Below are 12660 nucleotides of genomic sequence, written 5' to 3' on the forward strand. Positions count from 1 at the left end.
CGCTCTGCCAATTATTTTGTGCTGAAATGTTACTTTAGCAATTACTAATACTGCTTAAATGAAATACCTATCATTGCTTTTACTGCTGGCTGCATCATCGGCTTTTGCACAGCCCGCGCCAAAACCTTATGGCCCATTACCAACTCAAGGCCAGTTAAACTGGCAGGAAACCGGCATGTACTGCCTGATCCATTGGGGGCCTGATACCTATACCGACAAGGAATGGGGCTATGGTGATGAAGACCCCAAACTGGTAAACCCATCTAATTTTGATGCTATGCAAATTGTCGGCGCGGCTAAAGCGGGTGGCTTTAAAGGTATAATTGTAGTAGCCAAACATCATGATGGTTTTTGCCTGTGGCCTACTAAAACAACCGAACATAATATCAGCAAAAGCCCTTACAAGAATGGCAAAGGCGATATACTGCGCGAGTATCGTGAAGCCTGTGATAAAATGGGCATGAAGATGGGTGTTTACTGCTCGCCCTGGGACAGGAACAGTGCCCTTTATGGTAAGCCTGAGTATGTAACAGAAGTGTATCGTAAGCAATTAAAAGAATTGTATACCAATTATGGCCCGTTATTTATTACCTGGCATGATGGTGCCAACGGTGGTGATGGCTACTACGGCGGTGCGCGCGAAGTTCGTAAGATAGAGAGATCTACCTATTACGGGTGGGATGAAACCTGGGGTATTGCCCGTAAGCTGCAGCCCAACGCCGTTATTTTTGGCGATGTTGGCCCGGACATACGTTGGGTAGGCAACGAACGCGGACAGGCCGGCGAAACCAGTTGGGCAACCTACACACCTCATGCGCCTGATGCCGGCAAGAAGCCGGGCAATGGCTATGTAAAAGATTATGAAGGCACAGAAGGCCATCGCGATGGCGAATTTTGGATGCCTGCCGAATGTGATGTGGCGCTTCGACCGGGATGGTTTTACCACAAACGCCAGGATGATTCGGTTAAAACGCCTCAAAAATTGCTGAGCCTGTATTACCAAAGTGTTGGCCGTGGCGCTGCTTTAGACTTAGGTTTATCGCCCGACAGGACAGGCCAGCTGAATACAAATGACGTGCAATCACTAAAGCAGTTTGGCGATGTGTTAAGGAGAACTTTTGCCCTCAATTTGGCCAAAGGCGCTACGTTAACAGCAAGTAATACAAGAGGTAATAATAAAACTAAATATGGCGCAGCCAGCCTGTTGGTTGATAGCCGTTACACCTATTGGGCAACTGATGATAAAGTGAAAACGCCCGAATTGGTATTAGATATGCATCAGCCTAAAACCTTTAATATAATACGCCTGCGCGAAAATATCAAACTTGGCCAGCGGGTTGAGGAGGTAGCGGTTGATGCCTGGCAGGATGGTAAGTGGGAGGAGATTGCCAAAGCTACCAGCATTGGCGGCAACCGGTTGATCCGTTTACAAAATGATGTATCTGCAAGTAAGGTCAGGCTGCGTATCACCAAGTCGCCGGTTTGCATTGCCCTGAGCGATTTCGGGCTTTATAAAGAAGCTAAATTAAACGATGTCGCATTTTTAATTGATAACAGCAAACCACCGAAATTCTAAGATGAAATACAGGGTAATTGCGGGCGTTTTAAGTCTCTTTTTTGGCGTTTCAGGGGCGGTTTTTGGTCAAATAAAGCCACTTTTTGATGCTAACGAGACGCCACAATTGGTATCTAAACAATTTGCGTTTACTGAGGGCCCCGCGGTGGATAAGGAAGGAAATATCTTCTTTACCGATCAGCCAAATAACAAGATATGGAAATATGATACAGATGGCAAGCTTTCTGTTTTTATGGATAATGCAGGCCGCGCCAATGGTACTTATTTTGATGGTGAAGGTAACCTGATAGCTTGTGCCGATGAACATAACCAGCTATGGCGCATCAAACCTGATGGTAAGGTAAAAGTGCTTTTAAATAACTCTGAAGGTAGTTTGTTTAACGGCCAAACGACTTGTGGGTGGATGCCAAAAACAACATCTACTTTACCGATCCATACTACCAACGCGATTACTGGACACGTAAAAAAAGCGAATTAAGCAGCCAGATGGTATTTGTGCTGATGAAAGGCAAAAGCAAACCAATAGTATTGGATAGCATGGTAAGGCCAAATGGTATTGTAGGCACCCCGGATGGCAAACAGCTGTATGTATCAGATATTGGTGACAGTAAAATATACAAGTACACCATAAAACCCAATGGCCTGTTAGCCAACCGTCAACTATTTATTGCCAATACCAGTGCTGATGGTATTACACTTGATGAACAAGGCAACCTTTATCTGGCCGGTAAGGGTATCAGTATATACAACTCTAAGGGTGGACAAATTGCCCATATAGATATCCCCGAACCATGGAGCGCCAATGTTTGTTTTGGTGGTAAGAACAGGGATGTGTTGTTTATTACAGCTTCAAAAGCTATTTATACTTTGAAGATGAATGTAAGAGGGGTGGAGTAGGGACCTCCACTTTTAAAAAATCCGGTCAATCGTAAAAATCCGCTGAATCCTGGTCACATTTTTCGCTGTGCCTTTTCCCATACCGAGCTTTGTTGTGTGGTAAAGTAACGGATAATGCCAGCCATTACCGCGTAGTTCATTACGCAGAAGTAATAGGGGATAAAAAGTATTTTAATGCGGATTTGGCGTTCTTCCATAATATAGCCAAAAATGGCCAGGCTGTAAAATAATACCTGCCCTGCAAAAAGTAGCTCATAAATAAGCCCCTTACCGGCAAATGCTACTGCAAAGTTGGTGATAAATGCCAGGATCAAAAAGAAAGGGGTGACGGTCCACCTCAATACGCGGTGACTAATGTATTGAAACGATAGAATTGGGAATTTAAAAGGTAGTAACAAACTCTTTAAACGCAGTATGGATTGTATCCCCCCCGCCGCTATACGGATCTTACGTTTTAATTCTTCAGATACATTTTCTGATGCAGTTTCTAACGCATAGGCTTCCGGCTCATAAATAATGCGATAGCCTTTGGCGGCTATAAGCATAGATATCATAAAATCATCCAGTACGGTATCGGCAGGTACGTCCTGGTATAGGTTACGTCTTACGCTGAATAGTTCGCCTGCGGCACCTACAACCGAATACAGTTCCGAGTCCCATTTTTTAAGGGCCGATTCATACTTCCAGTAAAAACCTTCGCCCGCGGCGCTGGCATCGGCGCTGGCATCAATCTGTACACGCTTTTCGCCGGCTACGGCACCAACAGTTTTGTCGCTGTAATGGCGGCAAATGCGGGTTATAGCTTCAGTATTTAAAAATGTGTTGGCATCTGTAAAAACAACAACTTCGGTATCTACATACTCCATAGCGCGATGTACCGCAGCAATTTTACCGGCACGCTCAGGGCGGTGCAATAATTGTATCTGCTGGTGTTGACCAATAATTTCAGGCGTACGGTCGCTTGAACCATCTGTAACAAAAACAAATTTCAGTTTACCTGCGGGATAGTTCAGTTGCAGGCTATTGGCTATTTTTTGTGCAATAAAGTGCTCTTCGTTATAAGCCGCTACAACAAGCGTGCAGGTAGGCAGGTTATCATCAGCAACAATGGGCAAAACAGGTTTGCCTTTAAAAATCCGTTTTATTTTGATGACAAAATACAGCAGTAAACCGTACCCAACAAAAGTATAAAACGCAATGAAAAGGCTTATCCAGAAAACAATTATCATGAAACCTTATTAATGGTAAAACCCAACTCGGTACTGTTTTTATTATGTGTTATGTTCCACCAAACGGCGCGGAACAGGATACCGATAAAGTTGTATTTCTTCTCTTTTATATACCTGACAAGGTTACGTGGAACAACCATCAGCACAAAATAAATATAAAATACAAAAGCCTTAAAAGCCGGCGCGTTATGGCGGATGAACAGTATACGGTTACGGTTCATAAAGTACTCTTTAAACGGGCTGTTCTTGCCCACTGTCATGGATTCCTTATGATAAATAACGGCATCGCCGCGTACCCATGCCTGGTAGCCCGATTTATTGATGCGCTCGCCCCAGTCAACCTCCTCGTAATAAATAAAGAAGTTATCGGCCATCAATCCGGCCTTTTCACAGGTTTCTTTCTTCACCATCATGGCGCCGCCGTGGCAGTAGCCGGTTTGGCCAAGCAGATTATCGTATTGGCCAACATCCTTTTCGTTTTTACCAACGGCCTGGTTACGGCAGGTATAATAATCAACTTGTGTAAAACCAACGTATTGGATGATGCTCCTGTCGAAATCATACACCAGTTTTGGCGATATGATACCAACCTGCGGATGTGTATCCAAAATATCAACCAGCTTTTGTACAAGGCCGGGAGAGAATTCAGTATCGTTATTCACAAGGAAATAATAATCGCCGGTGGCTTGCGCTATACCGATATTATTACCGCCCGAGAAACCTAAGTTAGCTTCAGACCGTATAAACCTAACATCGGGATATTTGCTTGTCCATAACGGGATAGGGTTTACAGTGCTGCCATTATCAACAACAATTACCTCTAAATTTTCGTAAGTATTTGTTTCTGCTATTGATACTAAAAGTTCTTCTGTAATTTTATCCTGGTTAAAATTAATAGTGACAACAGATACCCGCTTCATATAAAATAGTTAATGCCTTTTAAACGGTATAATATTAGTAAAAGTTAAGCATTTTATAATCATTTAAAACCTTGAAGGATAAACAAACCACCAGCGAAGCCGAATTATTGGAACAAAAAGCTGATGAATTAGTGGCTTTAATTCAAAAAGGGGGGGTAGATGTTAAGCGCGCCAAAGCCATTCAGCAAAAAATAAACAAGGCCATTGATGAGGCATCGCTGCCCAAAACAATTGAAGCTTTTAAGGGACTTGATGCCGGGCAGGACAGGCTGGGGCTGTTGAACGATTTTGAGATGCTTTTATCGCAGCACCAGTTGGATACCGATGTGTCGAAGCAATACCTTAACCACGAACGTGTTAAAAAAACGATTGTAGCCATTATAGGCATTACAATGATAACACTGGGGATGGCCATGATCATTATGCCCGCGCCGCCATATTTTGAAATGTTTACCATATTTCATTTTAACCCCAACGATGGTGTAACCCTCATGGACCTGATAGCTTTGCTTATTGTGTTTACTGGCGTATATTTGTTATTAAACGCTTTGTTAAAAAAACGAAGCGTATAACCCGCCATGGCCGTATCAAAAAAAATCCTTTTGGTTGATGATAACCCACTTGTATTAGAGATGATGGGGCGTGCATTAAGCAAAGAGGGTTTTTATTGTATGAAAGCTAATTCGGCCGATGAGGCAATGGCCATACTGGGGCTGGAGCGGCCCGACATTATACTTTCAGATTATCATATGCCAGATGTGGATGGCTTCGCCTTTAGGCAAAACCTCATTGCCATGCCCATTTATAAAGATATTCCCTTCATGTTCCTGACGTCTGAGGGTGATAACGAACTGATGTTGAAAGGTATTAACCTGGAAGCTGTAGATTATATTTTGAAAGATACACCGCTTCCCGTGGTGGTTTCAAAAATAAACAACTTTTTAAGTACCGTACGCGAGGAGCACGAACGTACCCTGAAAGAATTAAGCGTGGCAGCTATGGCTCTTAACCTGCATTCGGTACCGCAAAGGTTACCGGTTATAAAAGGCTTTGAGGTTGATTTTTGGCATAAATCCTTCCAAAATTATCCGGGGGGAGATTTTATAGATTTTATAAAAATTGATGAACGTTACACCTTTATTGTTTTAGGGGATGTTATGGGCAAAAAATGGGGGGCCTGGTATTTTTCGTTCGGGTTTTTAAGTTACATCCGCGCAGCTGTGCGCATATGCATATCCGAGGGGAATTTCTCTACCAAAAGCATTCTGCAAAAAATAAATGCAGTGGTGTATCATGACCCTGTGGTTAATGATGTACTATCCAGTCTTTCGTTGCTGATGGTTGACACGGAGGGGGGCTTGATAACGTATTCGGGTGCCGGCGACCTACCACTTCTTTATTATAACACGGCAGATAAAGGTTTAAAACAAATAGGTTCGTCAGGTATGTTATTGGGGTTGATGCCCGATGGCGATTTTGATGAACAGTTATTAAAACTAAACACAGGCGACCGCTTGTTTATATTTACCGATGGTATAATTGATTTTGAAGATACTAATGGCAAAAAAACAGACTATAATACTTTTACAGAGGCCGTAAAGCCTTACTTAGCTCAGTCGTTTGCCGCGTTTAAAAAAAGCACATTTTTACAGGGCAAAACGGTTGCGCATATTGATGATTGCAGCCTTATCCATTTACAAAAAACAGATCAATGATATTATTAACCAACATTTATAAAGATGCCTTGATAGCCGGTATACAGGTTAAAGAAGCCAATTTAACGGTGTCTGATGCTTTTAAAGACGAAATGACGTCGCTATTAGATAAAGGCAACAAATACATTATTGTAAATTTTGAAGGTGTGATATATGTAGATAGTTCATTCCTGGGGGCACTGGTATCCTCATTAAAATATGCCCTGGTTAACCAAGCCGAAATTGTTGTAGCAGGCTTAAATAAGGATGTAGCCGGTTTGTTTCAGCTTATAAGGCTTGATAAGGCATTTAAAATATATCCATCGGCAACTGAAGCGGCCGAACGCAAAAGCTGACAGCTATGGCGAATATAACCACACAAAAATTTGTATTTAACAACCAGGCTGATGGTCTATACCCATTGGTGACTGATGTTATGTCGTACATCGACCAACAACAACAAACAGACGAAGACACCATTACCAAATTAAAGCTGGTATTAATAGAGTTGCTAACCAACTCGCTAAAACACTCGGGCACGGAGGAAACTACCATCGAAATTACTACAACGGGTGATCAAATAATTATCAGAAAAACAGACAGGGGTAACGGGCTGACTATACGCTGTAACGGGAATTTATTAGAGTGGCCATTGCCGGGTAAACACCATGCCAACAGGGTATTAACTGTTTATGCCAACGCTGATGCTATTTTAAAAGCCAAATTGACAAACAATTGCAGCCTTCAGTTTTTTATTGAAGAAGCAGAACAAACCGGGCCGCTTGATATTAATACATTAACAGAGCATTTTGGGTTATTGATCATTACCCGTGCTTCCAGCACATTTGCGTATGAATTTGATATTGATAGTTGTACAAATAGTTTTACGGCATCTGTAACCAGTATGGTGTAAAATAAGCATGTATGCAAAAACATAACCCAATTACTACAGCTAAAAAAAGTCTTGTTTACTTCTCCAATTTAGATGGTGTAAGAGCAATAGCCGCCTTAATGGTAGTGTTATCACATATTGAGTATCATAAAACAAATTTTGGCTTGCAACAATTGCCCTTTAACCTGCAAAATTTTGGCAAAATAGGGGTAACTATATTTTTTTCCCTTAGCGGGTTCCTGATCACTTATTTATTATTTGTAGAAAAAGACAAATTTAAAAAGGTAAAACTTAAAGATTTTTACATCCGGCGAATCCTGCGTATCTGGCCGTTATATTTCCTGGTGGTTATTGTTGGGTTTTTTATATATCCCGCTAAAGGATCATCTAATGCGTTGTGGCTGAGTGTGTTTTTTTTACCCAACCTGGCTTTTTGTTTAAAAATGCTGCCAGCCATATTCGATCCCATATGGTCTATAGGCACAGAGGAGCAGTTTTACATTTTTTATCCGCATATATTCAAAATAAAAAAGCCCGAAAATATCCTTAACGCACTAATCATCATAACAGGTTGTTTGATCGTTCTAAATATTGTGGTGCGCAACCTTCCCGAAAGTAATACGTTTGCCGCAAATTTAAGCCTGTTTTTATATTACGCCCGGTTTGATAACATGATGGTGGGGGCAATTGTGGCTACGCTTTACTATAACACTAAACATCCGGCATTTATATTCAGGTTTCAGCATGTTTTTAACAGGGTGTTTACGCGCCGGGCTCAATGGACCTTAACAAGTGCTTTTTTTATATTTATTTACTTTTATTTAAAGCACGAAATACCGCAGGGTGATATGATTATGGCCGTAATAGCGGCTTTGCTAATTGTAAATTTATGCGAACCAACAACAAGTTTTTATACAATTGGTAATAAGCCTTTACAATACATGGGCAAAATATCCTACGGTATATATTTGCTACACAAATACCCGTTGTTCCTGGTGTTTTATCTGGTTGAAAAGTATATGCATGGTAGTAATTTGATCATTCAAAACCTGGTTATTTACGTGGCAACAGCAGGGGCGACAATTGCGCTGGCATCAATCTCTTACTTCGGTTATGAACGTTATTTTCTGCGCATAAAGCGGCGGTTTCAAAAAGTTTCTCAGAATTAGCAGCTATTCATCTATCCTGTTTTTATATCATAGGAGTTTCATCTTTTTAATCATTAAATGCAACATTGATGCAATTGAGTATTTTAGCCTCATAATTAATAATTTTTATAACCTATTAAATCCACGATATTTATGAAAAAAAATCAATACGAAGTAATTATAATAGGCGGCAGTTTTGCAGGTTTATCGGCGGCAATGGCATTAGGCCGGTCAGTGAGAAGAGTTCTGGTGATAGATAATGGCGACCCGTGTAACAAAAAAACTCCACATTCGCATAATTTTTTAACAAATGATGGTGCAACCCCAGCTGATATAACTATGGCAGCCCGACGGGAGTTGGCTGCTTATAAAACTGTAAAGCTGGTGACCGATACTGTTGAAAATGTTGTTCAGATTGATGAAGGGTTTAAAGTAACAGCCACCAAAGCACAAACATTTATAACTAAAAAGGTGCTCATTGCAACGGGTCTGAAAGATATTATGCCAAATATACCTGGGTTTGCCGACTGTTGGGGTACATCTGTTATTCATTGCCCATATTGCCATGGTTACGAGGTTTACCAGGAAAAACTGGCTGTTTTTGGTAATGGCGATGAAGGTTTTGAATTCGCAAAGCTTATTAATAACTGGAGCAGGGATCTTACTTTATTTACAAATGGTATATCAACATTTAATCCGGGGCAGGAACAAAAATTAAAAGAACACGGCATTAAGGTTATCCAAACAAAAATTGCCGGTATAGATTGTGTTAATAACCAGGTGCAGGCAATTAAATTAATAGATGGTACTGAGCATGCAATCCGGGCAATATTTGCTCGCGTACCGTTTAAACAACATACTGATATCCCTGAACAATTAGGGTGTGTTTTAACAGAACAAGGCCAAATACAAACAGATAAGTTTTGCGCTACAACCATTCCCGGTATTTATGCCGCCGGCGATAACAGCTCGCCCTTGCGCGGTGTGGCAAATGCTGTTGCTAATGGCACAATGGCGGGCGTTTTTATAAATAAAGCTCTTATAGACGAAGCATTTTAATTCTCTGAGGTAAGAACAATCCACCCGATTTTTTGAATTACGCCATAAATTGCCTTATTTTAAGACACAAATAGGGTAATGACATTGAACTTCCTGGCACGACACCGTTCCGTTTTAATTTATGGCGCATCTCTGGCTGCTTTATTGTTTTTAATGAAGTGGCTGGAGTGGCGTTTCCTTATCGCAGATTACGCTGTCGAGCTTTACGGGGGCGCATTGGCCATCATATTTACTGCCCTGGGCATTTGGCTGGCGGTTAAATTAATGAAACCAAAAGTCAACACCGTTTTTGTAGAGAAGGAAGTTATCGTAAAAACCAATGATTTTATTTTGGATGAACAGGAACTTGCCCGCCTTGGCTTAAGCAAGCGAGAGCTTGAAGTACTGCAGCTAATGGCCGAAGGTTTAAGTAACCATCAAATAGCCGAACGGCTGTTCGTTTCCCTCAATACTATAAAAACACATTCGGCCAAGGTGTTTGAAAAGCTGGAGGTACAGCGCCGTACCCAGGCGGTTGATAAAGCTAAAAAACTAAGGCTGATACCGTAAAAGCCACTCACGCTTTAGTATTAAAAAGCTTTATATGTATAAAATCACCCTAAAGTATGAGTGCAAAAATGCCCATATACCTCAACTTTGGGCCATAAACTTTAAAAAGATCACATGAAAAAAACTGTAATTAAATTTGGGTTGATAGCCGGGCTTATAGCTTCGGCATGGATGGTTGGAAGTATTGCCTGGTGCCATGAAACAGGTACGTATGAAGGCAATATGATAATGGGGTTCGCATCCATGATCATCGCCTTTTCGTTAATGTTCCCCGCCATAAAGAACTACCGCGACAAGCAGAATAATGGCGTAATAAGCTTTGGTAAAGCGTTTAAAATGGCACTCTTCATCGCCTTAATAGGTTCAAGCATGTATGTGGCTGCCTGGTTAATAGATTATTACTTTTTTATTCCTGATTTTATGGAACGCTTCTCTCAGCAACTCATCCAAAAAGCGCAGAATAGCGGTGCAAGCGCAGCAGAAATAGCTGCCAAAATAAAAGAAATAAATTCTATGAAAAGTATATACGATTCCGTTTTTGGTGTAATACTTTATACATATATGGAGATATTACCGGTAGGTATCATCATTGCTTTAATTACGGCGCTTATTTTAAAACGTAAAACAAATAGCGGTAACGTGGTAGTAGCCTGATTAAGCAGGTAAGCTTAAAAAATAAAAGGAACACCCGGGCTTTATTCCCGGGTGTTCCTTTTATCTACCATTTATCCAGCCCCAGCAATTTTCTGCCCAGGGGCGATAACTTGGCAACCGGGTTCTTTTTCTCGCGCTCCATCGGGTCGCCGGGGAAGGCGTAGCCTTGCATGGCTTCACGGCTTTGCCAGCTGTTTATGCGCCACTGCCTCAGCTCTTCGTTCTCTTCCTGTGCGGGCATCATAGATATGTATTGCGCCACACGTACCTTATTGCCGCTTGTATTGGCGCGGATACCATGTGGTTCCAAACTGTTAAATATCAGCAGGTCGCCGGCTTCCAGTTTTACCTTTTCAATGGTAAAGCCAGTGGTATCGGGTTTGTAATGATCGCGGTCATGGGGCTGTGTGAGTTTCCAGGTATCGTAGGTGCGGTACAACTCGGGGATGCACTGAAAGCCGCCCATGGTTTCGTCAGTCTGGTCGGCCAGCGCCAATACGCCCTGTACGTTTTGCGGGCGGGTTTCGGGGTCGTAATCCCAGTGGATAAAACCTTTATATTCAAAGCCCGGCCTTAGCGGGAAATTCAGGTTGGCGCGGTCTATCGTTACCCAAAGCTTTTCCGTTCCCCAAACATCGGCAAATGCCTGGTGCACTTTTTCCATCTGGCGGTTATCCCACATGTATTGCTGGTTATAAATTTCTACCATGCCGGTATTATTTAACTCGGCCATTTGCATTTGAGCATTTGGCCTTTTGTACCAGGTTTCTGTATTGTTTTGGTCTTTGCCTTCATATTCCCACAGGTAATCGGCAAGCTTTTTTACTTGTTCTTTTGGTACGGCGTTTTTAATGATCACGTAGCCATTATCCACCCAAAACTGCCAGTCGACCTCGCTTAAAACCTGTAAGGGCTTGCCGTTGCTGCGGTCGTTTAACTTTATTTGGCTTGATGTTGCCGTAGATGGGTTCCCCGGTATTACTTTATGAGCTTCGTTAGCTTTCATGGCCGGAGCCATAGTGGGTGTCATGGTTTCTGTCCTCATTATTTTATTGGTTTAATAATTCAAAGGTAGCGGGCCAATGGGGCGCATATATTCTGTATAGTGACCTATATTTGCTCTGTATTGATTTTATTGCATAGTTTTACTTATAAAATTAAACAACATGGCGATAAATGAGATTCAATTAGAGCGGGTAGATTTTGAACCCGGCAAATCTTTTAAGCTATTTTCGCCGCGTTTACGCAATACCTTTTTATGGCATTATCATCCCGAAGTTGAGCTGGTTTATGTAGAGGCAGATGCGGGTATCAGGCACGTAGGCTCGCATATATCCGGCTATACGCAAAGTGACCTGGTGCTTATAGGTGGCAATATCCCTCACCTTAATTTTGATTACCGGCTGCGCAGCGAATACCACCAGATAGTGATCCAGCTCCGCACCGATTTCTTGGGTGCGGCTATTGGCACATCGCCCGAATTTGCTGCTATAAACCGATTATTTAAATTGGCTGATAAAGGCATTGCTTTTACCGGCACAACCAAAGCCGTAGTTGCAGAACGTTTAAAGAAACTGGGGGAACTAAGCTCATACCAGCAATTACTGGAACTGATAGACATATTCCAACAGCTTGCAAGTTCATCAGATACTGTAGAGCTGAATAAGGATAACACCAGTAAATCCTTTATTTTGAAGGATAAGATCCGAATGGGAGCAGTTTATGAATACATTGATGCCAACTACCACCAAAAACCCGACGTAAACGCTGTAGCTGCCAAAGTAAATTTAACTACCGCCGCTTTTTGCCGTTACTTTAAACGCCAAACCAATATCACCTTTACCGACTTTGTGAACCAGTACCGCATAGAACGCGCCAAAAATTTGTTGATGCAGGGCAAAAACATAACCGAAACATGTTACGCCATCGGTTTTGATAGCTTGTCGTATTTCAATAGTTTATTTAATAAAATTGTTGGCCAAAACCCATCAGCTTTTAAAAAGACCTGGGTTGATCAAAATAAATAAGTGCAAACTTTATCC

15 protein-coding genes are annotated in these 12660 nt (G+C 41.7%); 12 read left to right on the forward strand and 3 right to left on the reverse strand.

What is annotated here, in order from left to right:
* Positions 1 to 58 precede the first annotated feature (58 nt).
* Genes IDJ75_RS05655 through IDJ75_RS21130 form a run of 3 tightly spaced genes read left to right on the forward strand, consistent with a single transcriptional unit; the run spans position 59 to position 2473 of the window.
* Positions 59 to 1576: an alpha-L-fucosidase gene (locus IDJ75_RS05655; RefSeq protein ID WP_191174610.1), complete on the forward strand. Its 1518-nt coding sequence runs from the start codon at positions 59 to 61 to the stop codon at positions 1574 to 1576.
* A gap of 1 nt (position 1577) precedes the next feature.
* Positions 1578 to 2054: an SMP-30/gluconolactonase/LRE family protein gene (locus IDJ75_RS21125; RefSeq protein WP_224746492.1), complete on the forward strand. Its 477-nt coding sequence runs from the start codon at positions 1578 to 1580 to the stop codon at positions 2052 to 2054.
* Positions 1976 to 2473, forward strand: coding sequence for an SMP-30/gluconolactonase/LRE family protein (locus IDJ75_RS21130; protein WP_317173742.1), 498 nt, complete (start codon positions 1976 to 1978; stop codon positions 2471 to 2473). The genes IDJ75_RS21125 and IDJ75_RS21130 overlap by 79 nt, the downstream gene beginning before the upstream one ends.
* Positions 2474 to 2526: 53 nt before the next feature.
* Here IDJ75_RS21130 and IDJ75_RS05665 read toward each other — a convergent pair whose 3' ends face one another.
* Both IDJ75_RS05665 and IDJ75_RS05670 read right to left on the reverse strand, forming a co-directional pair.
* Positions 2527 to 3702, reverse strand: a complete 1176-nt coding sequence (locus IDJ75_RS05665) for a glycosyltransferase family 2 protein (RefSeq protein ID WP_191174611.1) — start codon at positions 3700 to 3702, stop codon at positions 2527 to 2529.
* Positions 3699 to 4622: a glycosyltransferase family 2 protein gene (locus IDJ75_RS05670; protein ID WP_191174612.1), complete on the reverse strand. Its 924-nt coding sequence runs from the start codon at positions 4620 to 4622 to the stop codon at positions 3699 to 3701. The genes IDJ75_RS05665 and IDJ75_RS05670 overlap by 4 nt, the downstream gene beginning before the upstream one ends.
* 71 nt (positions 4623 to 4693) lie before the next feature.
* On the opposite strand from IDJ75_RS05670, the gene IDJ75_RS05675 reads away from it, so the two are divergent.
* From IDJ75_RS05675 to IDJ75_RS05710, 8 genes are all read left to right on the forward strand, one after another.
* The gene (locus tag IDJ75_RS05675) at positions 4694 to 5194 is read left to right on the forward strand and encodes a hypothetical protein (protein WP_191174613.1); all 501 of its coding nucleotides are present in this window, start codon (positions 4694 to 4696) and stop codon (positions 5192 to 5194) included.
* Positions 5195 to 5200: 6 nt separating this feature from the next.
* Positions 5201 to 6337, forward strand: a complete 1137-nt coding sequence (locus IDJ75_RS05680) for a SpoIIE family protein phosphatase (protein ID WP_191174614.1) — start codon at positions 5201 to 5203, stop codon at positions 6335 to 6337.
* Positions 6334 to 6672 (forward strand): STAS domain-containing protein, encoded by a 339-nt coding sequence (locus tag IDJ75_RS05685; RefSeq protein ID WP_191174615.1) that lies wholly within the window; start codon positions 6334 to 6336, stop codon positions 6670 to 6672. Before IDJ75_RS05680 ends, IDJ75_RS05685 begins: the two co-directional genes overlap by 4 nt.
* A 5-nt stretch (positions 6673 to 6677) precedes the next feature.
* Positions 6678 to 7229, forward strand: a complete 552-nt coding sequence (locus IDJ75_RS05690) for an ATP-binding protein (RefSeq protein ID WP_191174616.1) — start codon at positions 6678 to 6680, stop codon at positions 7227 to 7229.
* 11 nt (positions 7230 to 7240) lie between these two features.
* Positions 7241 to 8377, forward strand: coding sequence for an acyltransferase family protein (locus tag IDJ75_RS05695; RefSeq protein ID WP_191174617.1), 1137 nt, complete (start codon positions 7241 to 7243; stop codon positions 8375 to 8377).
* A 132-nt stretch (positions 8378 to 8509) separates the two neighbouring features.
* Positions 8510 to 9415: an NAD(P)/FAD-dependent oxidoreductase gene (locus IDJ75_RS05700; RefSeq protein ID WP_191174618.1), complete on the forward strand. Its 906-nt coding sequence runs from the start codon at positions 8510 to 8512 to the stop codon at positions 9413 to 9415.
* Positions 9416 to 9493: 78 nt separating this feature from the next.
* Positions 9494 to 9964, forward strand: a complete 471-nt coding sequence (locus tag IDJ75_RS05705; protein WP_191174619.1) for a response regulator transcription factor — start codon at positions 9494 to 9496, stop codon at positions 9962 to 9964.
* A gap of 114 nt (positions 9965 to 10078) precedes the next feature.
* Positions 10079 to 10618 carry a DUF4199 domain-containing protein gene (locus tag IDJ75_RS05710; protein WP_191174620.1) on the forward strand — a complete coding sequence of 180 codons (540 nt, stop codon included), beginning with the start codon at positions 10079 to 10081 and terminating at the stop codon, positions 10616 to 10618.
* Between the two features lie 64 nt (positions 10619 to 10682).
* On the opposite strand, the gene IDJ75_RS05715 is transcribed toward IDJ75_RS05710, so the two are convergent.
* Entirely contained in the window at positions 10683 to 11663 is a 981-nt protein-coding gene (locus IDJ75_RS05715) for a phytanoyl-CoA dioxygenase family protein (protein WP_224746494.1), read from the reverse strand.
* A 121-nt stretch (positions 11664 to 11784) separates the two neighbouring features.
* Here IDJ75_RS05715 and IDJ75_RS05720 point away from each other — a divergent pair, with 121 nt between their 5' ends.
* Positions 11785 to 12645 (forward strand): AraC family transcriptional regulator, encoded by an 861-nt coding sequence (locus IDJ75_RS05720; protein ID WP_191174621.1) that lies wholly within the window; start codon positions 11785 to 11787, stop codon positions 12643 to 12645.
* Positions 12646 to 12660: the final 15 nt, after the last annotated feature.

The sequence above is a fragment of the Mucilaginibacter rigui genome, assembly GCF_014773275.1.
Lineage (GTDB): Bacteria > Bacteroidota > Bacteroidia > Sphingobacteriales > Sphingobacteriaceae > Mucilaginibacter > Mucilaginibacter rigui_A.

Excerpts from the sequence above, each read along its gene's own strand:
- IDJ75_RS05655 (WP_191174610.1), top strand. The coding sequence starts at position 59 with ATGAAATACCTATCATTGCTTTTACTGCTGGCTGCATCATCGGCTTTT.
- IDJ75_RS21125 (WP_224746492.1), top strand. The coding sequence starts at position 1,578 with ATGAAATACAGGGTAATTGCGGGCGTTTTAAGTCTCTTTTTTGGCGTT.
- IDJ75_RS05665 (WP_191174611.1), bottom strand. The coding sequence starts at position 3,702 with ATGATAATTGTTTTCTGGATAAGCCTTTTCATTGCGTTTTATACTTTT.
- IDJ75_RS05670 (WP_191174612.1), bottom strand. The coding sequence starts at position 4,622 with ATGAAGCGGGTATCTGTTGTCACTATTAATTTTAACCAGGATAAAATT.
- IDJ75_RS05680 (WP_191174614.1), top strand. The coding sequence starts at position 5,201 with ATGGCCGTATCAAAAAAAATCCTTTTGGTTGATGATAACCCACTTGTA.
- IDJ75_RS05685 (WP_191174615.1), top strand. The coding sequence starts at position 6,334 with ATGATATTATTAACCAACATTTATAAAGATGCCTTGATAGCCGGTATA.
- IDJ75_RS05690 (WP_191174616.1), top strand. The coding sequence starts at position 6,678 with ATGGCGAATATAACCACACAAAAATTTGTATTTAACAACCAGGCTGAT.
- IDJ75_RS05695 (WP_191174617.1), top strand. The coding sequence starts at position 7,241 with ATGCAAAAACATAACCCAATTACTACAGCTAAAAAAAGTCTTGTTTAC.
- IDJ75_RS05700 (WP_191174618.1), top strand. The coding sequence starts at position 8,510 with ATGAAAAAAAATCAATACGAAGTAATTATAATAGGCGGCAGTTTTGCA.
- IDJ75_RS05705 (WP_191174619.1), top strand. The coding sequence starts at position 9,494 with ATGACATTGAACTTCCTGGCACGACACCGTTCCGTTTTAATTTATGGC.
- IDJ75_RS05710 (WP_191174620.1), top strand. The coding sequence starts at position 10,079 with ATGAAAAAAACTGTAATTAAATTTGGGTTGATAGCCGGGCTTATAGCT.
- IDJ75_RS05715 (WP_224746494.1), bottom strand. The coding sequence starts at position 11,663 with ATGAGGACAGAAACCATGACACCCACTATGGCTCCGGCCATGAAAGCT.
- IDJ75_RS05720 (WP_191174621.1), top strand. The coding sequence starts at position 11,785 with ATGGCGATAAATGAGATTCAATTAGAGCGGGTAGATTTTGAACCCGGC.